Annotated in this window: 15 protein-coding genes; 9 read left to right on the forward strand and 6 right to left on the reverse strand. The window is 59.8% G+C overall.

Going from position 1 to position 23,114, the window contains the following annotated elements:
• Nucleotides 1-155 precede the first annotated feature (155 nt).
• From CAK95_RS19180 to CAK95_RS19195, 4 genes are all read left to right on the forward strand, one after another.
• Nucleotides 156-1,688 carry a Do family serine endopeptidase gene (locus CAK95_RS19180; protein WP_086089370.1) on the forward strand — a complete coding sequence of 511 codons (1,533 nt, stop codon included), beginning with the start codon at nt 156-158 and terminating at the stop codon, nt 1,686-1,688.
• A gap of 299 nt (nt 1,689-1,987) precedes the next feature.
• Nucleotides 1,988-2,668, forward strand: a complete 681-nt coding sequence (locus CAK95_RS19185; protein ID WP_183044154.1) for a response regulator transcription factor — start codon at nt 1,988-1,990, stop codon at nt 2,666-2,668.
• Nucleotides 2,669-2,673: 5 nt separating this feature from the next.
• Nucleotides 2,674-4,131, forward strand: coding sequence for a sensor histidine kinase (locus CAK95_RS19190; protein WP_086089372.1), 1,458 nt, complete (start codon nt 2,674-2,676; stop codon nt 4,129-4,131).
• A 154-nt stretch (nt 4,132-4,285) separates the two neighbouring features.
• The gene (locus tag CAK95_RS19195; protein ID WP_086089373.1) at nt 4,286-7,303 is read left to right on the forward strand and encodes a bifunctional [glutamine synthetase] adenylyltransferase/[glutamine synthetase]-adenylyl-L-tyrosine phosphorylase; all 3,018 of its coding nucleotides are present in this window, start codon (nt 4,286-4,288) and stop codon (nt 7,301-7,303) included.
• On the opposite strand, the gene CAK95_RS19200 is transcribed toward CAK95_RS19195, so the two are convergent.
• Together CAK95_RS19200 and pepN are read right to left on the reverse strand one after the other, a co-directional pair.
• On the reverse strand, nt 7,288-9,576 hold the full coding sequence (locus tag CAK95_RS19200; protein ID WP_086089374.1) for a sensor histidine kinase: 2,289 nt from the start codon (nt 9,574-9,576) through the stop codon (nt 7,288-7,290). The two genes, CAK95_RS19195 and CAK95_RS19200, sit on opposite strands and share 16 nt — an antisense overlap.
• A gap of 176 nt (nt 9,577-9,752) precedes the next feature.
• On the reverse strand, nt 9,753-12,395 hold the full coding sequence (gene pepN / locus CAK95_RS19205) for an aminopeptidase N (RefSeq protein WP_086089375.1): 2,643 nt from the start codon (nt 12,393-12,395) through the stop codon (nt 9,753-9,755).
• A 148-nt stretch (nt 12,396-12,543) separates the two neighbouring features.
• Here pepN and CAK95_RS19210 point away from each other — a divergent pair, with 148 nt between their 5' ends.
• From CAK95_RS19210 to CAK95_RS19230, 5 genes are all read left to right on the forward strand, one after another.
• Complete coding sequence (locus CAK95_RS19210) at nt 12,544-13,509, forward strand: tripartite tricarboxylate transporter substrate binding protein (RefSeq protein WP_086089376.1); 966 nt, start codon at nt 12,544-12,546, stop codon at nt 13,507-13,509.
• Nucleotides 13,510-13,677: 168 nt separating this feature from the next.
• Nucleotides 13,678-14,346, forward strand: coding sequence for a PepSY-associated TM helix domain-containing protein (locus CAK95_RS19215; RefSeq protein ID WP_245303456.1), 669 nt, complete (start codon nt 13,678-13,680; stop codon nt 14,344-14,346).
• An 8-nt stretch (nt 14,347-14,354) separates the two neighbouring features.
• Complete coding sequence (locus tag CAK95_RS19220) at nt 14,355-14,867, forward strand: DUF2271 domain-containing protein (RefSeq protein WP_086089377.1); 513 nt, start codon at nt 14,355-14,357, stop codon at nt 14,865-14,867.
• Nucleotides 14,868-14,884: 17 nt separating this feature from the next.
• Nucleotides 14,885-15,745: a DUF4198 domain-containing protein gene (locus CAK95_RS19225; RefSeq protein ID WP_086089378.1), complete on the forward strand. Its 861-nt coding sequence runs from the start codon at nt 14,885-14,887 to the stop codon at nt 15,743-15,745.
• A gap of 19 nt (nt 15,746-15,764) precedes the next feature.
• The gene (locus CAK95_RS19230) at nt 15,765-16,754 is read left to right on the forward strand and encodes an FAD:protein FMN transferase (protein ID WP_086089379.1); all 990 of its coding nucleotides are present in this window, start codon (nt 15,765-15,767) and stop codon (nt 16,752-16,754) included.
• 17 nt (nt 16,755-16,771) lie between these two features.
• Here the strand turns inward: CAK95_RS19230 and CAK95_RS19235 are convergent, their stop codons facing one another.
• From CAK95_RS19235 to CAK95_RS19250, 4 genes are read right to left on the reverse strand one after another with little or no spacing between them, the layout of a single operon-like run.
• Nucleotides 16,772-17,467, reverse strand: a complete 696-nt coding sequence (locus CAK95_RS19235; protein ID WP_086089380.1) for an endonuclease III domain-containing protein — start codon at nt 17,465-17,467, stop codon at nt 16,772-16,774.
• A gap of 9 nt (nt 17,468-17,476) precedes the next feature.
• Nucleotides 17,477-20,773: an error-prone DNA polymerase gene (locus CAK95_RS19240; protein ID WP_086089381.1), complete on the reverse strand. Its 3,297-nt coding sequence runs from the start codon at nt 20,771-20,773 to the stop codon at nt 17,477-17,479.
• Between the two features lie 12 nt (nt 20,774-20,785).
• Entirely contained in the window at nt 20,786-22,348 is a 1,563-nt protein-coding gene (locus CAK95_RS19245; protein ID WP_086089382.1) for a Y-family DNA polymerase, read from the reverse strand.
• On the reverse strand, nt 22,260-22,985 hold the full coding sequence (locus CAK95_RS19250; RefSeq protein ID WP_147413456.1) for an ImuA family protein: 726 nt from the start codon (nt 22,983-22,985) through the stop codon (nt 22,260-22,262). Before CAK95_RS19250 ends, CAK95_RS19245 begins: the two co-directional genes overlap by 89 nt.
• Between the last annotated feature and the right edge of the window lie 129 nt (nt 22,986-23,114).

Genomic DNA, 23,114 nt, shown 5'->3' on the forward strand with positions numbered 1-23,114 from the left:
ATTTTCTCTGTCTCTCACCATTACCAAAGTTTAATTCCGCCGACAGGTGTCCGTAAGGAGACTTCCCCCATCTTAGGCTTCGAACGGTGCCGGGATCGCTTCTCGCGAAGTGTCAAATACCGGTGGAATTTTAGCTTACGAATGGAGTGGACCCCATGACACCAAGCCAGCCGAGCAAGGGTGGTTTTCTAAAAGGACGCCGGGTGATGTTGCTCGGTACGACCATTTTAAGTCTCGGTGCAGCAGCGCTGTTTGTTGCTCCCGATGCGGCCCGCCATCCCGCGGTCGCACAGAATGTGACGCAGCAGGCGCAAACGGTGCAGCGTCCGGTTGGATTTGCCGACATTGTCGAGAAGGTGAAGCCCGCGGTTATTTCCGTCCGCGTGAAAGTGAATGCGTCACCTGAGAATTCATCTTTCGAGGGTGGCCAGCTTCCGCAAGGTTTTGAGCGCTTCTTCCGCCGCTATGGCATGCCTGAAGACATGTTTCCGGAAGGACCGCGAAACCGTGGCCCGCGTGAGCGCGGCCCGCGTCAGCGGACAACCGGCCAAGGCTCCGGCTTCTTCATTTCGCCGGACGGCTATGCGGTGACCAACAACCATGTCGTCGACAAGGCTGATGAAGTCGACGTGCAGACCGACGACGGCAAGACCTATACCGCGAAGGTCATCGGTACCGATCCGCGCACCGATCTTGCTCTCATAAAAGTCGATGGCAATAACTTCCCGTATGCCAAGCTCGCCGACAAGGCGCCGCGCATCGGTGACTGGGTGCTGGCGGTGGGTAATCCGTTCGGTCTGTCCTCAACCGTGACGGCGGGTATCGTGTCTGCTCGCGGCCGTGACATTGGCGCTGGCCCGTATGACGACTTCCTGCAGATCGACGCGCCGGTGAACAAAGGCAACTCCGGTGGCCCGACCTTCGACATCGATGGAAACGTCGTTGGCGTTAACACGGCGATTTTCTCGCCGTCGGGTGGTTCGGTCGGTATCGCCTTCGCTATTCCTGCCGCGACGGTCGATTCTGTCGTCACCCAGCTCAAGGACAAGGGCTCGGTCACGCGTGGCTGGATCGGCGTTCAGATCCAACCGGTGACGCAAGACATTGCTGACAGCATGGGCCTCAAGAATACGGATGGCGCGCTCGTTGCCGAGCCGCAACCCGGAAGCCCTGCCGTGAAGGCCGGTGTCAAGGCTGGCGATGTCATCACCGCCGTCAATGGTGAGAAGATTGGCAATGCCCGCGAACTCGCACGCCGCATCGGTTCGATGGCGCCGGGTAATTCGGTCAAGCTGACTCTTCAGCAGGGTGGCAGCGAAAAGACGGTCAACGTGACGCTCGGCGAATTGCCGGCTCAGGTGGAAGCGCGTGCTCGCGGTGGCGATGACCGCGGCTCGCTGAACGAGGGTTCTGCTCTCGGTCTGCAGCTTGCGCCGGCCGGCTCCGTTGCCGGTTCGGGCTCCGAAGGTGTGGTCGTGACCGGCGTGTCGCCGGACGGTCCTGCCGCGGAACGCGGCTTCAAGACCGGTGACGTGATCCTGGAGGTGGCCGGCAAGGCGGTGTCGAACCCGGCTGACGTCCGCAAGGCGCTCGCTGACGCCCGCAAGGACAACAAGCGCACCGTGCTGATGCGCGTGAAGTCCGGTGAAGGCACCCGCTTCGTCGCACTGCCGGCAGGCCGTGCCTAAAGCGATCAGCGTGCGGCCTTTGGGCCGCACGCAAAAGTAAGGGACGTGATGCCGGCTACCGTCGCCCCCGCCGGTGCCACGAAACCCGGGGGGCGGGCTTCAAAACCCGTCCCCACTTCTCTACCCCGAAACCGGCTACCGTCGCCCCCGCCGGATCGGGGTTAGGTGAGGGGGTGGCGGAGTAACCTTCAAGAGTCGCCACCCCCTTCATCATGTCTTATCTCTGGTCCAGTTCTCAGCTTGCAAAATCGCCCGCGACGGGCGATGCCCTTTCGGACCACGTGGGACAGTCCGAAACCATGCGCTTGCTGATCATCGAAGATGACCGCGATGCAGCGGATTACCTGGTCCGGGCTTTCCGCGAGACCGGCCATGTTGCCGACCATGCCGCAGATGGCGAGGAAGGCTTCGCCATGGCCCTTGATGGCAATTACGATGTCCTGATCGTCGATCGCATGCTGCCAAAGCGCGACGGCCTGTCGGTCATCGGTGAATTGCGCGACAAGAAAGTCGAAACGCCGGTGCTGATTCTGTCAGCCCTCGGACAGGTCGACGATCGTGTTAAAGGTTTGCGGGCCGGCGGCGACGATTATCTGCCGAAGCCTTATTCATTCTCCGAATTGCTGGCGCGTGTCGAAGTCTTGGCTCGCCGCCGCGGTGGCCGGAACGAAGACACCGTTTATCGCGTCGGCGATCTCGAACTCGATCGCCTGTCACATCGTGTCATGCGCGGCACCGAAGAAATCCTGCTGCAGCCGCGTGAATTCCGCTTGCTCGAATATCTGATGAAGCATGCCGGGCAGGTGGTGACGCGCACCATGCTGCTCGAAAATGTTTGGGACTATCATTTCGATCCGCAAACCAACGTGATCGACGTGCATATCTCGCGGCTGCGTTCGAAAATCGACAAGGGCTTCTCGCAGCCGCTGCTGCATACGATCCGCGGCGCCGGCTATATGGTCCGCGACGGCGCGCGCTGAAGGCCGTGGGGGCGCTCGGCAAGCTGTTCCGGACAACCGCGTTCAAGCTGACGCTGGCCTATCTGACCGTCTTCGCGCTGTTTGCATTTTTTCTTCTCGGCTACTTCGCGTTCAATACCCAGCGCCTGTTCACCGAACAGGTGACGGAAGTGGTGAATGCGGAAGTGGCTGGCCTCACAGAGCAATTCAATTCGGGCGGCATCCGGCGCCTTACTCTTATCATCGAAGCACGTTCGCGGCGTCCCGGCTCGAGCCTCTATCTCGTGACGAGCCCGAGCGGGGATGGTCTTGCCGGAAACGTCGGATCGCTTCCGACCGGCGTCCTCGATAAACCGGGCTGGACCGAGACAGTCTATCGCCGCATCGAGGAAAGCGAGACTTCCGAGCTTCATCGCGCATTGGTCCGCGTCTCACAACTGCCAGGCGGTTTCAAGCTTCTGGTCGGGCGCGATCTCGAGGAGCGCGACCGGCTCTACAACGTTGTCCTTGATGCCGGCAAATGGTCGGCCGCTGCGGTGATTTTCCTCGGCTTGCTCGGAGGCTTCTTTGTCGCACGGCGGGTGTTGCGCCGTGTCGATGCGATGACCGAGACGACGCGGACCATCATGGGCGGCGATCTTTCCGAACGTCTGCCGGTTGGCGGGAGCGGCGATGAGCTCGATCGTCTCGCCCATAATCTGAACGAGATGCTGGACCGGATCGAAGCCCTGATGGGCGGTCTGAAAGAAGTTTCCGACAATATTGCCCACGATCTGAAGACACCGCTGACGCGCATGCGCAATCGCGCGGAGGAAGCGCTGCGCAGCTCGCACAACGAAGCCGACTATCGCGCGGCGCTGGAAACAACGATCGATGAATCGGACTCGCTCATCAAGACCTTCAACGCTCTGTTGATGATTGCACGCGCCGAAGCCGGGCAGGCGCGCGGCAATATGGTGGAATTCGATGCCGCCGAAGCTGCGCGCAGCATTGGCGAACTCTACGAACCGCTGGCGGAAGAGCAGGGGCTGACGCTTGAAGTCTCCGCGCCGGCGGCGGTGACCCTCCATGGCAATCGAGAGCTGATCAGCCAGGCGCTTGCCAACCTTGTGGACAATGCCATCAAATATGCCGCGCCCATGGCCAAGGCCAATGGAAAGCCGTCTGAGGTCTTGGTGACTGCGACGCTGGAGAACGACCGTGTGCTGCTCAGCGTCAGCGATCGTGGTCCCGGTATACCTGAGGCCGACCGATCGCGCGCGGTGGAACGCTTCGTGCGGCTGGAACAGAGCCGTTCCGTGCCGGGTTCCGGCTTGGGATTGAGCCTGACCGCAGCAGTGGCGCATCTGCATGGCGGCGAATTGCGGCTGGAAGACAATGCGCCTGGCCTTCGCGCCACGCTGATCCTGCCGCGGTTTGGCCCGCAAACACAAGGCCTGCCCGAGCGGCGGGACCTGACGCAGTCTCCGGTCGGGAAGCAATAAACCTCCCATTTCCGTGTCGAGTGGTTTAATCCAGGAGCATGATGCCGAAAAGTGCGAAGCGGTTTTCGACGCCATCATGCTCTAACTTATTAGAATCGATCACGTTTTATGCTTTTGGATCGATTCGATCCAAAAGCATCGTGATCGAGGCGTGATGAGCAAAGAACCCGGCGGTAGCGCCCAACAATCCTCTTCCCACACGGCCATTTCCGCCGCGGATTCCCTTGCCGCGCGGATTGCCGAAGCACCTTTTCTCCCGCCATCCATTGCCGTATCAGCCAAAGTCGACGCCTGGCTGGCGGAGCTTGAGGCAACGGCGGAGACGGCTCCGCTGCAGCAAATCCTTTCCGCCCATCCCAAATCACTGCAATTGCTCGCAGGCGTTGCAGAATATTCGCCGTATCTATGGGACCTGGTCCGTGCGGATGCGACGCGGCTTCTTCGCATCTTGCTGGCCGAACCCGATCGTCATTTCCAGGATCTGCTTCAAGCCGGGCGCGCAATCCTGTCGTCCACCGATGATGAAGCGGAGGCGATGCGCGCCTTACGCCATATGAAATCGGAGGCCGCACTCCTGATCGCTTTCGCCGATATTGGCGGCGTCTGGCCGGTGATGCAGGTAACGCACGCGCTCACCGAACTCGCCGATTGCGCGGTGCAGGGTGCGGTTCGTTACCTTCTCAACAATGCCGCGCGCCGCGAACTCCTTGCACCCGCCGATCCTTCGCGCCCGGAAATCGGCTCCGGCTACATCGTGCTGGCCATGGGCAAGATGGGTGCGTTCGAGCTGAACTATTCGAGCGACATCGACCTGATCGTTTTCTTCGATCCCGATGCGCCTGCCATTCCCGCAGATACCGAGCCGCAATCGCTCTATATTCGGATCACGCGCGGGCTCGTGAAATTGCTGCAAGAGCGCACGGCCGACGGCTATGTCTTCCGTGTCGACCTGCGCCTTCGGCCCGATCCTGCTTCGACCCACATTGCGATTTCAGTGCCTGCAGGCCTCGACTATTACGAGCACCGCGGCCAGAACTGGGAACGCTCGGCCATGATCAAGGCGCGCCCTTGCGCCGGCGATATCGAAGCGGGCGAGACATTTCTAAAGGCGTTATCGCCATTCGTTTGGCGCAAATATATGGATTTCGCTGCGCTGGCCGATATCCACGCGATGAAACGGCAAATCCACGCTTATCGCGGGCATGGCGAAATCGCCGTCGCAGGTCACAACATCAAGCTCGGACGGGGCGGCATTCGCGAAATCGAATTCTTCGTCCAGACCCAGCAACTGATCGCCGGTGGCCGCCACCCGGAATTGCGAGACCGGCGGACTCTGACAACATTGACCTCGCTTGCCGACGGCCAGTGGGTCGGCCAGGTTGCGAAACGCGATCTCGAAGATGCGTATCTTTTCCTGCGGCGCGTCGAGCATCGGTTGCAGATGGTCGCGGATGAGCAGACGCATGCGCTGCCATCCGAGAATGAGCAACTTACATCTTTTGTGCATTTTCTCGGGTTCGACAGCGTCGCAGCTTTCTCCGAAACGCTATTGAGGCATTTGCGCGACGTTCAGCAGCAATATTCCAGGCTGTTTGAATCAGCATCACAGCCGCAGGATCAAAGCCTGCAATTCCCCGCAGATGCGGACGATCGTGAAACGCTCGACCGACTTTCGGCGATGGGTTTCCGCAATCCGCTTGAGGTGTCCGCAATTGTCCGCGGCTGGTTTGGCGGAAAATATCTTGCTCTGCGCGGTGATTTCGCACGATCGCAGCTGCGCGCCCTTGTCCACCCGCTGATCGAACAACTGGCCCGCACAGAGAACCGGGAACAGGCGGTGCTGGCGTTCGACCGCTTTCTTGCGGGACTGCATGCCGGCGGCGGCGGCCGGCTGATCACGCTGTTGTTGCAAAATCCCGATCTCCTCGCGCTCGTGGCTTTAATGCTTGGAACGGCGCCCCGGCTGGCCGACATTCTCTCTCATCAGCCACAGGTGATGGATGCGCTGATCGATCCAGCCTTTTTCGGCATGCTGCCCGACGCGGAGACCCTTACCAAGGAGTTGGCGCGGTCGCTCGATCAAGCCGCTTCGTATGAGGATATCCTAGACCGCTTGCGTCTGTTCGGGCAGGAGCACATGTTCCTGATCGGCGTGCGGATTCTTTCCGGGACTGTATCAGCGGAGCAGGCCGGCGAAGCCTTCGCACGGCTTGCCGATGTGATCATCCGTGCGCTCCACCGCGGCATCGAGAAGCTGTTTGCAGAGGCACACGGACGTCTTCGGGGGCAGAAGACTGCGTGGCTCGCGCTCGGCAAGCTCGGCGGGCGGGAAATGACGGCGAGTTCCGATCTCGACCTCATCATGGTCTATGACTTCGATGAAGCCCATCCGGACTCCGATGGCGAGCGGTCGCTTTATGGCGCGCAATATTTCGCGCGGCTCACCAAGCGGTTTATTTCGGCTCTGACTTCGCAGACGAATTATGGTGCGCTCTACAACGTCGATATGCGCCTTCGGCCGTCGGGACGCTCCGGACCTGTGGCAACCAAGATCGATTCATTCCGCGACTACCAAACGGATGAAGCCTGGACCTGGGAACATATGGCGCTGACCCGGGCGCGCGTCGTGTCGGCGACGCCGGGCTTTGCGGAGGAAGTGGAAGGCGTCATCCGCAACGTGCTGGCGCGCGCACGCGACGAACGCGTGATTGCCGGAGATGCTTTCGAGATGCGGATGGCTATTGCATCGGAGAGAGGCGAAAGCAATCGCTGGGATCTGAAATACGCGGCCGGGGGTTTGATCGATATCGAATTCATCGTGCAATACCTTCAGCTTGTTCACGCGGACAAGCATCCGGACATTCTGGATCCCTCGACGTCGAAGGTTCTTGAACGGGCCACGCGGCTTGGTTTGCTATCGCGCGAAGATTCCGAAGTCTTGCGTCCCGCCGTGCAGCTTTATCAGAATCTCAGTCAGATCCTGCGGCTTTGCCTGTCAGGTCCGTTCGACCCGAAGAAAACCGATCCGGGTCTGTTGCGGCTTCTGGCCCGAGCCGGCGACGTTCCCGATTTCGCGACCCTTGATGCGCATGTGACCGAGACGCAAATGCGGGTACGCCGTCGATTCGAACTCTTGCTGGGTCCCGTCGGCGTTGCTCAAGCTGCGATCTGACCTTTGCATGGGCCGTCGGCGGACAGTCGGACCTGAACGATTGTGCCGACGCCCGGGGTTGAGCGGATACGCATGCGTCCCCCATGCAACTCGACCAGTGACTTTGCGATTGCAAGGCCAAGTCCCGAGCCATGATGCGTCTTTGTCAGTTGGCTCTCGACCTGCTCAAAGGGATGGCCAAGCTTCTGCAAGGCCTCCTGGGCAATGCCGATGCCGCTGTCACTGATGCTGACCAGCACGCAACCACCGGCGCGACGCCCCCGCACAGTGACGTGTCCGCCAGCCGGGGTGAACTTCACGGCATTCGATAGCAAGTTGAGGGCGATCTGCTTGATCGCGCGCCGGTCGGCCCGCAACGTGATGTCAGACGAGATACTGGATGACAGCGTCAGGTTCTTCTCCGCGCCATGGGTTGAAACCACACGGATGGCATCGGCCAGGATATCATTGAGGACGAGGTCCTCCGGCTCCAGCTTCATGCGGCCAGCTTCGATCTTCGACATGTCGAGCACGTCGTTGATCACGTCGAGGAGGTATTGGCCGCTCTGATGAATGTCGCGGCAATATTCGTGATACTTGTCGACGCCGAGCTTTCCGAACATTCCCTTTTCCATGATTTCGGAAAAGCCGATGATGGCATTGAGCGGCGTGCGCAGTTCGTGGCTCATGTTGGCGAGGAATTTCGACTTGGCCTGATTGGCTTCCTCGGCGCGCGTTTTCTCGGCGGCGTATTTTTCGGCAAGATCTTCAAGCTGCTGTTTTGACTGACGCAGGTCCTCGATCGTTGCGAGGAGGCGCGTCTCGCTATTCTTTAGCTTGCGTTCCTGCTGCTTGAGGCTGGTGATGTTGGTGCCGACGGAGACATAACCGCCGTCTTTGGTGCGCCGTTCACTGAACAACCAGTTGCGGGTGTCGAGTTGCGCTTCGAAGGTGCGGGCGCCGGGCAGTTCAGGGCCGACATTGGCGACTTTGCCAATATTCAGATGGGTCTGTCCGGCGGCTGCGATGATTTCATAAGGCGTGCCGGCCTGAATGATGTCATCCGGCAGCTTGTGCAGGTCCTGGAAATTTGAATTGCATAGCACCAGGCGGTTGTCGGAATCCCAAAGGACGAAGGCTTCCGGGATCGTCTCGATGGCGTCACGCAGCCGCATATCGGCGGCAGTGGTTTTCTCAACGAGTGTCTTCTGCTCGGTGACATCGACGGCAATGCCGATGAGATGGATGCCCGGCTCGCCATGCTGGCGGACGACCTCGCAGCGCACGCGCAGCCACACCCATCCGCCATTGGCATGCAGCATGCGAAAATCATGATCGATGGCGTTCAGGCGCGCATCCGCCACCTGGGTCGCAAGATCGTAGAGATCGATATCGTCGGGGTGAACGTATTTGTTGATCTCGCCAAAGGTCAGCAATTCGTCGCGTGTTTCGAGGCCGAGAATGGCAAACATCGAATGCGACCAGAAAATCCGTCCGCGTGCGAGATCCCAATCCCACAATCCGCAGCGGCCGCGATTGAGAGCCGTGTCGATGCGACTGCGTACGGTGTCGTAGATCAGGTCGGCTTCGCGGGCGCGTGTCGCCTGCCAGTGGAAGGCAAAGCCGAGGATCAGGAGCACAAAACCGGTGGTGGCAGACAGGGTAACGGTCAGTGCAGTATCCGAGCGCCATGCAGCCAGGGCATCAGTACGGCGCTGGTAGACGGCGAGTTGACCGAGCGGGTCTTCCAGCATGCGGACGGTAGCCAGCGCCCGTTTGCCGTCGGGAAGGGTGATATCCATCACACCGGCTTTTTCGCCGAGAATGGTGAGCGGATGTGCATCGCCAAGGACGTCGATCAGACGGCGTCCGGTGATCCCGGCGACATCAGGAGCCGCGGCAATGATCATGCCGTCCGGGCCCGTGACGACGATCTGGCGTCCGGCCGCCGTCGTGCGCGGCGTGCGTGCCTGATCGAGCTCCTGCTGGGCGCGGCGCCATGCGGTGGTTCGGTCGACGTTGCGGGGGCGTTCGAGACGCTGCGACATCACTTCGGCAATCGTCTCGATGTCCTTTGTCGCATCCGCGAGCGCACTGCGCCGATGATCGAGCACCTGCACGAACGCGCCGACCGCGATGGTCAGCAGGAAGGCTATGATGAGTGCTGGCACCGCGCGCCGCAGAGCGGGCTCGGCGGTGAGAAGACGTCGATAGGCTGGCTTTGCGATCGACTGCGCCAATCCCTTGATGGAATCGCTTTGCGCAGACGCGTGCGCTGCCTCGGCGCGCGCCATGTGTATTGCCCCCGTATAGGATTGTCGTTTGACGCAACCCTTGACCGGGAAGGTGTGCCGCATCTCGTCCCGAATCGAGAATCATAAGAATCGATACGAGGTGATTTGTCGAGAGTCCGGAGAGTCAAGAACCTAAAAAAATTACTAACAGGCTGCCGATTGCAGCATTTTCCACCTCATGTGTCAGCCAGGGCGCGGCTGACGATGTCGTTCACGTCGGCAGAAAGCGTCGATGCGTTTGCGATGCGGCGAAGCGCCGCCTGCGCCTGTTCGCGTCGGCCGCTTTCCAGCGCCCGCCAGGATCGGAAAGACGTGGCGAGCCGTGAGGCGACCTGTGGATTTTTCCTATCGAGCGTCAGCACGGCGTCGGCGATGAACGCATAACCCGCGCCATCGGCCCGATTGAACTGCGTCGCATTGCCATGCGCAAAAGCGCCGATCAGCGAGCGGACGCGATTGGGGTTGTTCATCGAGAATGCTGGATGAGATGTCAGTGACCGCACACGGTCGAGCGTGCCGCTTTCCGGGATCATCGCCTGCAGCGTGAGCCATTTGTCGATGATCAGCGGATCGCCGTGGTAGCGCTCGTAGAAATCCTGCAGTGCCTCGGTCCGTTCCGGAACGTCGTGCAGCGACAGCGTCGATAATGCCGCCATGCGGTCGGTCATGTTGTCAGCGGAACGATACTGCTGGATCGCACGGTCGATGCCGACCTTTCCGCCGGGAGCGGCGAGAAGATCGAGCGCGGTGTTCTTCAGCGCGCGTTGGCCGGCGCTGGCTGCATCCGGGCTGTAGGGCGCGCCGTTTTGCATGCGCCGATAGGTCTCTTCCAGCACCGATTGCAGCTTGGTGCCGATCTCGTTGCGCAGATAGATGCGGGCGCGGAAATTAGCGTCAGGATCGACGTCGTGGCCGATTTCCCGCGCGATGTCGGCTTCGGTTGGCATCGTCAGTGTCAGCGCGACGAAGGCCGGTTCGAGGCGATCGTCGGCCAAGATCGCAGCAAGGGCGGCGATCAGCCCTTCGTCGGGAATGGCGTTTTGGCCGGCCTGTAGAAGGCCGACGTTTTTCACGAGAAGCCGTGTGGCCAAAGTCTGAACGGCCTGCCAGCGATTGAACGGATCGCTGTCATGCGCTGCCAACCGCCGCAAATCCTCAGCCGAGAGGTTTGTGGTGAGTTTCACCGGCGCGGAAAACTCTCGGTTGATCGACAGGACCGGGCGTTCGCTCACGTTTTCGAAAACCAGCGTCGCGGCGGGCTGGTTTAATGTGATCACATCGCCGGCCATCGGACTGCCTGAAACGACCAGGGGCAAATCGGCGCCGTCGGAGCCGACGAGGCCCGTCCGCAACGGAATGACCATCGGCTCTTTCACCGGCTGGTTCGGCGTCGGCGGCACGATCTGCGAGAGTTTCAGCGTGAAAATCTTCTTGGCATCATCGTATTCGCCATCAGCGATGATCTCCGGTGTGCCGGCCTGCGCATACCACAGCATGAATTGGGCCAGGTCACGCTTCGAAATATCGGCAAAGCATTGCACGAATTGCTCGATGGTTGCTGCCTCGCCATCGTGCCGATCGAAGTAAAGATCCATGCCTTTGCGGAATGTCGCATGTCCCAACATCGTACGCAGCATGCGTACAAGTTCAGCGCCCTTTTCGTAGACGGTGGTCGTGTAGAAGTTGTTGATCTCCTGGTAGACCTGAGGCCGCACCGGGTGCGCCAGCGGCCCTGCATCCTCTACGAATTGATGGGCGCGCAGATTGCGGACATCGGCAATGCGCTTCACCGCGCGCGATCGCATATCGGCGGTGAATTCCTGATCGCGAAAAACCGTCAGGCCTTCCTTCAGGCAAAGCTGGAACCAGTCGCGGCAGGTAATGCGGTTGCCGGTCCAGTTATGGAAATATTCGTGGGCGATGATGGCCTCGATCGATGCGAAATCGGCATCGGTCGCGGTCTCGGGCGAGGCCAGCACATAACGGTCGTTGAAGACGTTGAGCCCTTTGTTCTCCATCGCCCCCATGTTGAAGTCGGACACTGCCACGATCATGAAAATGTCGAGGTCGTATTCGCGGCCGAAGGCCTGCTCATCCCAGCGCATCGAACGCTTCAGCGCGTCCATGGCGTAACCGCAGCGGCTTTCCTTGCCGGGCTCGACGTAAATTTTAAGCGCGACCTTGCGGCCAGATACGGTGACGAACGTGTCTTCGACGCAGCCGAGCGTGCCGCCAACCATCGCGAACAGATAGGACGGTTTCGGAAATGGGTCGTGCCACACCGCATAGTGACGCCCCGCGGGCAGGTCGCCGCTTTCGATCAGATTGCCGTTGGCCAGCAGGATCGGGGCTTGGCCTTTGTCGGCTTCGATCCGTGTCGTGTAGACGGCCATCACGTCGGGACGATCGGGAAAATAAGTGATGCGGCGAAAACCCTCCGCCTCGCACTGCGTGCAATAGGTGCCGCTGGAGCGGTAGAGGCCCATCAATTGGGTATTGGCTGAGGGATCGACGACAGTTTCGATCGTCAACGTGAACGGCCGCTGCGGCGGTTGTGCCAGGGTGAAGCGGTCCGGCGAGGCGACATAAGCGTCAGCAGCGAGCGGCTGACCATCCATCGTGACTGACGAAAGGCTAAGACCATCGCCATCGAGTACGAGCGGCGCTGGGCTGGTTCCCGGATTTGGCCGGAGATTTAGTGTGGCGCGGACTTTCGTTGCCGTCGGATGCAGCGAAATGTCGAGATGGACCGTCTCCACCAGCCAGTCCGGCGGACGGTAATCCTGGAGGCGGACGGGACGGGCCTGTTCGGTGCGCATGGGCGAGGGGTCATCCTTTTGATGATGTGAAAGTCAGGTATCCGGCGCCGGTTGGACAAATCGATGACGTCCATATCCGAAATTTGCGTGACCTGATAGAACGGCGCCAGCCGGAAACATATCCGGGATCGCCTAGGGAGATATTTCAATGCCGACATTACGGTGGGCCCTTTTGGGTGCGGCCGCTTTAACCCTCGCAAACTTTGGCGCCTTCGCTCAGGCGCCGTATCCGAATCAAGTGGTGCGTATCGTTGTGCCGTTCTCGGCCGGCAGCGCGACCGACCTTCTTGCCCGGGCCGTCGGTGAGAAGCTCAGCGAGAAATGGAAGCAGCAAGTCGTGATCGAAAACCGGCCGGGTCTTGCCGGCACCACCAGCGCGGCCAAGAGCGCGGCGGATGGCTATACGCTGATGCTGACCTCCAACGGGCATACCGTGGCCGGTGCCGTGAACAAGAATCTGCAATTCGATCCGGTGAAGGATTTTGCTGGCATTACGCCGGTAGCGTCAATACCGCTGGTGCTGATCATCAATCCGGACATCCCGGCCAAGAGCGTGAAGGAATTCATTGACCTGGCCAAGGCCAAGCCGGGATCGATGAATTTTGCGTCGCCGGGCCTCGGAAGCACCACTTTCATCGCCGGGGCACTGTTCCGGGAGAACGCCGGCATCAATCTTGTTCATGTGCCCTACAAAGGCGCGCCGGAATCAAACATGAGCGTGGTCCGCGGCGACTCGCACATGTATTTCACGCCGGCCAATACCGCGCTCGAATTGATGCAGTCCGGCAAGGTGCGTGCGCTTGCGGTTGCAACTGCCAAACGTGTTCCGGAGATGCCCGATGTGCCGACGCTGGCGGAGGCAGGTCTATCGAACTTCTCTTATGACTCCTGGTTCGGTCTGATGGCTCCGGCCGGCACGCCGAAGGCGATCATCGACAAGATCAACAAGGATACGGTTGAGGCGCTGCAGGACCCTGGCTTACAGGACCGTATGGCTAAGCAAGGGGGCGTCGTCGTGATTCATAGCTCGCCGGCCAAGTTCGACGAGATCATCAGAAGCGACACCGATCGTTACGGCAAGATCTTCGCAGCCGCTGGCATCGGCGCGAAATAACGACATAGCAAAGACGCCGGCCGTTACGACGGCCGGCGTCGCAACTCGCATTGCTTATGTGATCTCGGTATGGCTGCGCCCCTGGCCATGCATTCGCGCAACAGTTTTGAATCTCCCTAAATCATTGTGTTTGCAGCGTGTTTTGTTCTTGATTACGTAGCGTAGTCAATGTCCATCCTGACCGCGATTGCGCAAAACACACTGTTTTCAATGAAGCCCAAATTGACGCTCGGCAGCCGGGCTTTCTGGCTGCGGCAGATGCGGCAATGGCATTGGATCAGCGCCGCCGTTTGCCTGATTGGAATGCTTCTATTCGCCGTCACCGGCATCACACTCAATCATGCCGGTCATATCGAAGCGCGCCCCAGCGTCAGCGAGCGCATCGCCACGATGCCCCAAACGCTGCTGGACCAGATCAAGGTCTTACCGGCGAAGGGCAAGGGAGTCATGTCCGATACCGTTGTAAAATGGGTGTCGGACGCTGTGCGCGTCGATATCCGCGGGCGTGAAGCAGAATTTTCCCCGAATGAAATCTATATCGCGCTGCCGCGGCCGGGTGGCGACGCCTGGCTCAGCTTCGACCGTCAGAATGGCGAGGCCCGCTACGAACTGACCGACCGCGGTTGGATTTCCTATCTCAACGATCTGCACAAGGGCCGTAACACCGGATTCGTCTGGTTTCTGTTTCTCGACGCATTCGCGATCGCCTGCATCGTCTTCTGCATAACCGGTCTCGTGCTGTTGCAGTTGCTGTCACATGCGCGGCCTTCGACTTGGCCTCTGGTCGGCCTCGGCCTCGTCATCCCGGCGCTGATTGCCATTTTTCTCATGCATTGAGGATTTTCATGCGCGCGTTTCTCTCGATTACGATGTCTGGCGCATTAACGGTTCCGACGCTCGCCGCCGAGATGAATGTGAGTATCGAAATTCCAAAACTGAATGTTGCTGAATATCACCGGCCCTATGTCGCGATCTGGCTTGAGAAGCCGGACCAGTCCTTCGTCGGCAATCTCGCTGTTTGGTACGACGTCAAGCTCAAGAATAACGAAGGCACCAAATGGCTGAAGGACATGCGGCAATGGTGGCGCAAGTCCGGCCGCGAACTTGACATGCCGGTGGATGGATTGAGCAGTGCAACCCGTGCGCCCGGTGAGCACAAGATCAGCGTCGCGCTCGACAAGCTGCCGGTGAAGGATCTTGCAGCGGGCGAATATCAGCTTGTCGTTGAGGCGGCGCGTGAGGTGGGAGGCCGGGAGTTGCTTCGAGTGCCGTTTCAATGGCCGGCCAAGACTGCACAGAGTTTGAAATTCAAGGGCGAGCACGAGTTGGGTAGCATCGCGCTCGACCTGAAACCTTGAAGATCAGGAGCAACATCATGGTTCTTTCGCGCAAATGGCTTGTTCTTGCGCTGTGTCTCGGTCTGCCGGTCAGTGCCGCACAGGCGCATCGGGCATGGCTGTTGCCGTCGGCGACGGTGTTGTCCGGTGATGATGTCTGGGTGACGGTTGACGCGGCGGTGTCGAACGATCTGTTCTACTTCGAGCATTTCCCGCTGCGGATCGCCAATATCGGCACGCCGGTGGAGACGGCGGGTGGGCGCGGTGGCCGCCCTGCGCAATTGGTGATCACGGCGCCGGACGGCTCGGCGGTTGAAGCACAGAACGGCAGCATCGGCCGCTATCGCTCGACCTTCGACGTGCCGCTGAAGCAGAAAGGGACTTACAAGCTCGCTGTCACCAATGACGGTATCTTCGCGAGCTACAAGGACGGCGGGCAGACCAAACGCTGGCGAGGCAAGGCTGAAGATTTCGCCAAGGAAGTGCCGCAGAATGCTGAAGATCTGCGGGCTTCTTTCATGCAAACTCGCATGGAAGTCTTCGTGACCGCCGGCAAGCCGACCGAGGAGACGTTGAAGATCACCGGCTCCGGCCTCGAGCTTGCGCCGGTGACGCACCCGAACGATCTGAATGTCGGGTCCGACGCGACGTTCCAGATGATGCTCGACGGCAGGCCGGCATCCAATCTCAAGGTCAGCGTGATTCCGGGCGGCAACCGCTATCGCGACAAGCTCGGCGAAATGACGCTGACGACCGATGCCGACGGCAAATTTACGGTCAAATGGCCGGAGCCGGGGATGTATTGGATGGAAGCGAATGTGCGCGATGACAAGGCAGCTGCCAAAGAGGTGAAGCAGCGCCGGGCCGGCTATACCGCGACACTGGAAGTGCTTCCGTAACGCGTTTGGTTTTGTTCTGATGCGGCGCGTTCTCGTTCCGCTGCATGTGCCCGGCATTGCGCCGCTTCTTCCGCGAGCGGCGCAAATCGTTTCGCTTGCGGGGGACACGATGGGCACATCATGGTCGGTGAAGGCCGCGACGGCGATCGACGAAGGCCATGTTTTGAAGATCGTCGAGAACGCTCTCGCTATGGTCATCGCGCAGATGAGCCAATGGGAGCCGAATTCCGATATCAGCCGTTTCAATCGCGCTACTGCCGGTACGTGGCATGCGCTGCCGGACGAATTCTTCTCTGTGCTGAAATGCGCGCTCGATTTTGCGCGAGAGACAGACGGTGCCTACGATCCCACGATCGGTGCCTTGTCGGAACTATGGGGGTTCGGTGCGTCCGGCCGTAGAGACGATGTGCCAGATCAAACCGATATCGATTGGGCGCGCGGACATTGCGGATGGCGCAGTATTCGACTTGATCATGACCGGCGAGCGGCATTCCAGCCGGGCGGTTTGCAACTCGATCTATCGTCGATTGCCAAGGGCTTCGCTGTCGATCTTATATCCGAAACATTGTCAAAGCGCGGTATCGCCGATCATCTTGTCGAGATCGGAGGAGAACTGCGCGGCAGTGGCGTGAAGCCCGATGGGTCGCCTTGGTGGGTGGCGCTGGAAGGCGGCGATGGTGCAGCCGATGACACGATTGTCGCTCTGCATGCGTTGTCGGTTGCGACATCCGGTGACGTCCGGCGTCATATCATGGAGCGCGGTCGGAGGCTATCGCACTCGCTCGACCCGCGAACGGGTCGGTCTGTCCCTGACACTCTGACGTCAGTGACTGTGTTCGATCGCTCCTGCATGATGGCTGATGCCCTGGCAACGGCGTTGACGGTGCTGGGCCCAGAGAAGGGGGGCGATTTCGCGACCGCGCGCGATATTGCGGCGCGCTTCATCATACGAGAACCAACTGGCTTGCTGGAGCGGATGACGCCCTCTTTCGCAGCGATGCTGGATTGATGTCCAAACCCGTCTTCTCATGCTTGTAGGCAGGCTGCGCTTGGGCAGAGAGATGCAAGGGGGCAGCGACCGCAGAGGGGCCGTTCGTGAGTACATATTTTTTGACCGAGGTATTTCATTAGCCAGTGCAATTCGTAAAGATCGTCCGCATCCCAGTTGTTGGGGATGAGGTTTGAGAGCGTGATATAGCCGCGCTTGAAGTTATGTCTGTTGGGTGCGAGACCCAACCGCCAAAAGACTCGCAGGACGTGGGTATCAATGGCGAAGACGGGTCTGCGCAATGTGCTGAAATTGAGTGTGACGCAAGCAACCTTGGGGCCTGTGCCTGGAAGAGAATTGAGCCAGTCGAACGCCACCTGGGTCGGCCAGTCAGCAAGGAAATCCAGCTCGACGGTGCCTCGTCGGCGTTTGATGATCTGGGCCGATTTGGCAAGGTGGATTGCCTTGTTTTGAGCAAAGGTCACGTCGTGAATCATCGGCGTAATCTCTGTGGTCTTCATTTGCGCCAACATATCCCATGATGGAAGGCCCCTTAGTCGCACAAAAGCGCCATCCGATATGGCATCGAGTGTGCGGGAGCTGATCATCGCCTTCACCCATTGCGGCGTTGGCTCATGACGCAGTTCATCACGCTGCTGACCATAGATTTGGACAAGACGATTGCGAATTTGCAGCAGGATCGGCTCGCGTTCGAATGTGAACGTTAGCTGCATGGCTGCCTCTCAATGAAAATCCCGGCTCTTGAGGAGTGACAAGTCCGGCGGCGGAGTATCCGCGGCCGACTCACCAATGAATGGCAATTCCCCGTCACGCAGGTCCCGCAAATGATCGCTGAGATCGCGGAAACTTTCGGCCACGACATGGATAACAAGTCCTGCGCGCTGCAGGCGGCCGCGCACGGCCAGGAATTTCGAATTCATGACAAGGCGACGGTGCTTTTCGAACACCTTGCGCCAGACGATGATGTTGGCGATGCCCGTTTCGTCCTCGATCGTCAGGAAAACGACGCCTTTGGCGGTGCCTGGCATCTGCCGGATCAGGACGAGGCCGGCGACGGTGATGCGCTGGTTCTGGGGCAGGTTATCGCTGCGATGTTCGGCTGTGGTAATGGCGCCAATGCGGCGGAGGCGTTCGCGAAAGAAGCGGATCGGATGCGCCTTCAACGACAGGCCGGTGGCGACGTAATCCTCTGCCACCTGTTCGGATAGTTGCATCAAAGGCAGTGCGATTTGCGGCTCGGGGAATAGCTCTTCGCTCATATGCGGCGCAAGAAGCGGGAGCGGCGATGTCGTATCTTTCCTGCGCGTCTTGTGCACCATCGGCTTGCGAATGCCGATGGTGTCGAGCCGTCGCGCCGCCCAGAGCGCCGCCCGGCGATCGAGCCCAACAGAGCGGAAGGCATCGGCGGCGGCGAGGCGCTCGATGGTGAAGCGCGACACGCCGGCGACGGCGGCGAGCCGCTCCACACTGGCAAAGCCATTGCCGCGCTCCTTCACGAGCTTTTTTAACTCGTCTTCATTCAGTCCCTGGATTTGCCGAAAACCGAGACGGACGGCAAGGCGTTCGCCTCCGTCGGAAGCCGGTTCCAGCGTGCAATCCCAATCGCTGTAATTGACATCAACCGGCTTCACTTCGACGCCATGCTCACGGGCATCGCGGACAAGCTGCGCCGGCTGATAGAAGCCCATCGGCTGGCTGTTGAGAATGGCGGCGCAAAAGACTTCGGGATAATGGCACTTGATCCAGGCTGAAGCATAGACCAGCAGTGCAAAACTGGCGGCATGGCTTTCGGGGAAACCATATTCGCCGAAACCTTCGATCTGGCCGAAGCAGTTTTCGACGAATGTGCGATCATAGCCGCGCTCGGTCATCCGTTTGATGAATTTGTCGCGGAAAAGATGGACGTTGCCGTTGTGGCGGAATGTCGCCATCGCTCGTCGCAAGCCATCGGCTTCGTCGGGCGTGAATTCCGCCGCGGTGATGGCGATCTGCATCGCCTGCTCCTGGAAGAGCGGCACGCCTTTCGTTCGCTTGAGGACTTCTTCCAGTTCGTTGGCGGGGCCGTATTTGGGGCAGGGCGAGGGATAATATTCCGGTTCGATCCCATCGCGCCGGCGCAGATAGGGATGCACCATGTCGCCCTGGATCGGGCCGGGGCGCACGATCGCGACTTCGATGACGAGATCGTAGAATTCTTTTGGTTTGAGGCGCGGCAGCATCGACATCTGCGCTCGGCTTTCGACCTGGAACACGCCGACGGAATCGGCGCGTGACAGCATCTCGTAAACCGGCTTGCTGGTGACGTCGCCGTCTTTCGGCAGCGTGGCGAGCGTATAATCTTTGCCGTAATGCTCCTTCATCAGATCGAGGCCACGCCGCAGGCAGCTCAGCATGCCAAGCGCGAGCACGTCGACCTTCATCAGTCCCAGCGTATCGATATCATCCTTGTCCCATTCGATGAAGGTGCGCTCCTCCATCGCGGCATTGCCGATCGGTACGGTTTCGTCGAGGCGTCCTCGCGTCAGGATGAAGCCGCCGACATGTTGCGACAAATGACGGGGAAATCCGATCAATTCGCGTGCCAGCATCACCGCCTGCATCAGCGCGCGATTGGATGGATCGAGGCCAGCCTGCCGAATGTGCTTGTCGGGCAGACCGTCGGCATGGCTGCCCCAGACGGTTTTCGACAAGGCTGCTGTAATGTCCGGCGTCAGGCCGAGCGCTTTGCCGACTTCGCGAATGGCGCGGCGTGAACGATAATGAATGACGGTGGCGCAGATCGCCGCGCGGTGACGTCCGTAGCGCCGGTAAACATATTGCATGACCTCTTCGCGCCGGTCGTGCTCGAAATCGACATCGATGTCTGGTGGTTCACCGCGATTTTCCGAAATAAAACGTGCAAACAAAAGACCGCTTTGGTCAGGGTTGATTTCGGTGATGCCAAGGCAGTAGCAGACAGCGCTGTTGGCCGCCGACCCGCGGCCCTGGCACAGGATGTTCTTTTCATTACGCGCCCATGCCACGACGTCATGTACCGTCAGAAAATATTTGGCATATTTCAGCGTTGCTATGATCGCGAGTTCTTCTTTCAGTCGCTTGACGACATCAGTCGGTGTGCCATCGGGATAGCGACGTTGCGCGCCGGCCCACGTCAAGTCTTCGAGGTGCTGCTGCGGCGTTTTTCCCGGAGGCACTGGTTCGTCAGGATATTCATTCTTGAGATCCTCAAGCGTGAATTGACAGGCATTAGCGATATCGATTGTGCGTTCGATAGCATCAGGGTGATTGCGAAACAGTCGCGCCATTTCGTGGGGTGATTTCAGGTGCCGCTCCGCATTCGCTTCCAGACGGAAACCGGCTTCGTGAATGGTGCATTTCTCCCGAATGCACGTGACGACATCGGCCAGCGCACGGCGTTCCGGCCCGTGATAATGCACATCGTTGACGGCAACGAGCGGTGCGCCGGTTCGCTGGCCGAGCTCGTTCAGAAGGCCCAGTCGCCGGATGTCGTTGCCGTGATAGCGGTGCATGCCGGCGAGGTAGGTTCGCCCTGATGCGGTCCGCGCCAGCATTTCAAGCCTGTCTGTAAATGCCGATGAAAGGTCTTCGGGTGGGATAACGATGAAGATCTGTCCGCCGCCGACCGAAAGCACGTCTTCGAAATTGATGTGACATTCCGCTTTCTTGCCATCCAGAAGGCGATTGCCCTTGGTGATCAGCTTGCAGAGCTCGCCATAGGCGACGCGGTCTTTGGGATAGGTCAGAACTTCAAAGCCATCGATAGTGACAAGCCGTGTGCCGACGAGCAGCTTGACGATCTTTTCTCCAAGTTGCTTCTCGTTTCTTATTTTCCTCCATTGATCATAGGCCCGCACGACGCCGGCAAAGTTGTTCCGGTCGGCGATGCCGATAGCCGAGAGCTCCAGCGCGTCGGCGGCCAGCACCATTTCCTGCGGATGAGAGGCGCCGCGCAGGAAGGAGAAATTAGTGGTGACGGCGAGCTCGGCATAGGCAACCATCCGCAACGCTCCTCACGCAAATAGCCCGTGCACGAACCAGCGCGCCCTGTTGGTTTCGCGTTCATACAACCCTTCCCGGTAAAGCCAGAAGCGGTGACCGGCTTTGTCTTCGACGACGTAATAATCGCGCGTCGGCTGGAAATGACTGCTTCGCCACCATTCGCCGGCAATGCGTTCGGGCCCCTGCGAAAAGAGAACATCGTGCAGGGCGCCCCGCCAGCGAAAGCGTTGCGGCGGTCCTTCCGGCACCATGGCGATGACATCGCATGCCGGTTCGGCGCGCGGCAGCAGCAGCAAGGGGCGTAGTCGGTCTTGATCCGGATCGGGCCAGGTCTGCGCGATATCGACCGCCGTATAAACTTCTTCGGCTCTTTCAGGGCAATGGCTTTCGATCGGCTTGATTTGTTGCACGCTGCCCGGTCCCAGACGCTGTTGCAAATGGTCGATCAATTGAGCACAGCGTTCAGCTTCATGCGTGCCATGGAGGACAGATGTGAACTCCACCTGCTGCTCATCCATCGATTCGGCAATCGTCACCGCAAGCCCGAGCGTCTCAAAGCCGAAACCGGCATCGATGTCTTTGGTGAATCGCTCAAGCTTCAGGTCGATCAAGCGTGCAATATGGGAAGGATCGCGGGTCGGCATGGTGAGACCGATATCGACAATCGAGACATCGCCATCGACGCGATAGAGCGAGAGCCGCAACGCTCTTGCGCCGACACCATCGCGGACCAGGGGATGGACGAGATCCTTCATCAAACGCGTCGCAACGGCAATCACCGCGTCTTGTGTCCAGATTGGTTCGAGCAGATAGCGTGTGCTGTGATAGAGGGGAGGAGAAACAATAAGGCGGAGCGGCTCCGCTGCATGACCAAGCGCCTGATCAAGGCGCGTCAGCAGTTCCGTCTCGAAGCGTGCGGCGAAAGGCGCGCGCGGCTTGTCAATCAGCGCGCCGACGCGCTTGAAACCGAGCCGCCGCAGCGTCGTGCGTGTATCGGGTGAGAGCCTGAGTGCCTCGATGGGCAAGGACGCGAGTGCTGCCGCTTCTTGTCCACCAGGCATCACGACAGCATGCAAGGGATGATAACGCGACAAAGCCCAGGCCGCGCCGGGCGTGTCCGCGATCGCCAGCCGCGCCTGCAATCCGAAACAGCTCAGCCGGTGAGACAGATCGGCGAGCAGTTTTTCTTCTCCGTCAAATAAATGCGCAGCGCCGGTAATATCGAGAAAGAAACCATCTGCGCCGTTGTCCTCGCTCCATGGCGACACGGATGGTGTGTAACGCGTGGCCCACAAGGTCAGCCGTCGCAAGGCTGCATCGTCAGCCGCGGGATCATGAACAGCGACTTGCAGGCCTTCCGCTTTGGCGCGCGCATCGGCCAGTGGATCGCCAACCGCAAGTCCGTATTTTTCAGCGGCCATATTCAAGGCGGCGATGCGAGGGCCACCGGAGGCGTCGGCTGAGAGAACGAACGGCCGGGCAGGATCAAACGGCTCGCCGGAAGGATCGCGCGTCTGCGTCGTGAAAAAGCGCAGGATCGGCCATCGCGGCAGCCAGACTGAAACGATACGCATGATCGAACTCCACCAACCATTCGCCCGGACGTCCGTTCCGACAGCGTTCGAGCTTAACCCTCCATTGCCAGCGCGTGATCAGGCCGAAGCGGTCGCGCGCGGCTGCGGCTGCGCCGATACGCCAGCGCGTCATCGCAACGCTCGTTCCCACAATTTCTGACGGCCGAAGCACCAGCAAAGGACGCCCGGAATTTTCAGCGGCGAGATGCAGTCTTTGACTCGCGCGAAACCCCAGGAATTCGATTACGCCGGCGACGGCAGCGGGCGAGGCGGAGCGCAAGGCCTCTTCCAGCGCCCACTGCGTCTCCCTGTCGTCCTTGGTTGCGACAAGGAGCACGCGTGCCGGATCGAGCCCCAGTCGCTGGAGACCATGTCCGTACGGGCGGCCATAGGCGGCAACATCGTTTGGTCCTGTGACGATGAGCACAGGTCCGCGTGCGCGATCGGCCTGTGCGATGCGACCGAGGAGGGTGGTCGTAAAACCGAAGGCCGCCGGCATATCGGCTGCAACGATCGGTGCGATTTCGTGCAGCGCGCCGAAGGGCAGGCCCCTTTGCGGCAGATGCTCATCGAGAGCGGCAAGGCCGAAGGGAAGCGTGGTTGCTTCGACCGAAGTCCCGTTTGCCCTCGCCAGCATCCGGCGAAGGTCCCGAACGGTCTCTTCACGGGTTTGATAAGGGGTTTTGGCATCCAACAACGGCATGATGGTAAGGGGTTCTGCATCTCGTTTGGGATGCTAGAACAAAACAAGAACAATGCAAACAGG

The sequence above is a fragment of the Pseudorhodoplanes sinuspersici genome (assembly GCF_002119765.1).
Classification (GTDB): Bacteria; Pseudomonadota; Alphaproteobacteria; order Rhizobiales; family Xanthobacteraceae; genus Pseudorhodoplanes; species Pseudorhodoplanes sinuspersici.

What these genes read in the sequence shown, in the direction of transcription:
- CAK95_RS19185 (WP_183044154.1), top strand. Translation starts at nt 1,988, where the DNA reads ATGCGCTTGCTGATCATCGAAGATGACCGCGATGCAGCGGATTACCTG.
- CAK95_RS19210 (WP_086089376.1), top strand. Translation starts at nt 12,544, where the DNA reads ATGCCGACATTACGGTGGGCCCTTTTGGGTGCGGCCGCTTTAACCCTC.
- CAK95_RS19180 (WP_086089370.1), top strand. Translation starts at nt 156, where the DNA reads ATGACACCAAGCCAGCCGAGCAAGGGTGGTTTTCTAAAAGGACGCCGG.
- CAK95_RS19200 (WP_086089374.1), bottom strand. Translation starts at nt 9,576, where the DNA reads ATGGCGCGCGCCGAGGCAGCGCACGCGTCTGCGCAAAGCGATTCCATC.
- CAK95_RS19235 (WP_086089380.1), bottom strand. Translation starts at nt 17,467, where the DNA reads ATGCAGCTAACGTTCACATTCGAACGCGAGCCGATCCTGCTGCAAATT.
- pepN (WP_086089375.1), bottom strand. Translation starts at nt 12,395, where the DNA reads ATGCGCACCGAACAGGCCCGTCCCGTCCGCCTCCAGGATTACCGTCCG.
- CAK95_RS19225 (WP_086089378.1), top strand. Translation starts at nt 14,885, where the DNA reads ATGGTTCTTTCGCGCAAATGGCTTGTTCTTGCGCTGTGTCTCGGTCTG.
- CAK95_RS19230 (WP_086089379.1), top strand. Translation starts at nt 15,765, where the DNA reads ATGCGGCGCGTTCTCGTTCCGCTGCATGTGCCCGGCATTGCGCCGCTT.
- CAK95_RS19220 (WP_086089377.1), top strand. Translation starts at nt 14,355, where the DNA reads ATGCGCGCGTTTCTCTCGATTACGATGTCTGGCGCATTAACGGTTCCG.
- CAK95_RS19245 (WP_086089382.1), bottom strand. Translation starts at nt 22,348, where the DNA reads ATGCGTATCGTTTCAGTCTGGCTGCCGCGATGGCCGATCCTGCGCTTT.
- CAK95_RS19195 (WP_086089373.1), top strand. Translation starts at nt 4,286, where the DNA reads ATGAGCAAAGAACCCGGCGGTAGCGCCCAACAATCCTCTTCCCACACG.
- CAK95_RS19240 (WP_086089381.1), bottom strand. Translation starts at nt 20,773, where the DNA reads ATGGTTGCCTATGCCGAGCTCGCCGTCACCACTAATTTCTCCTTCCTG.
- CAK95_RS19215 (WP_245303456.1), top strand. Translation starts at nt 13,678, where the DNA reads ATGTCCATCCTGACCGCGATTGCGCAAAACACACTGTTTTCAATGAAG.
- CAK95_RS19250 (WP_147413456.1), bottom strand. Translation starts at nt 22,985, where the DNA reads ATGCTGGCGAGGGCAAACGGGACTTCGGTCGAAGCAACCACGCTTCCC.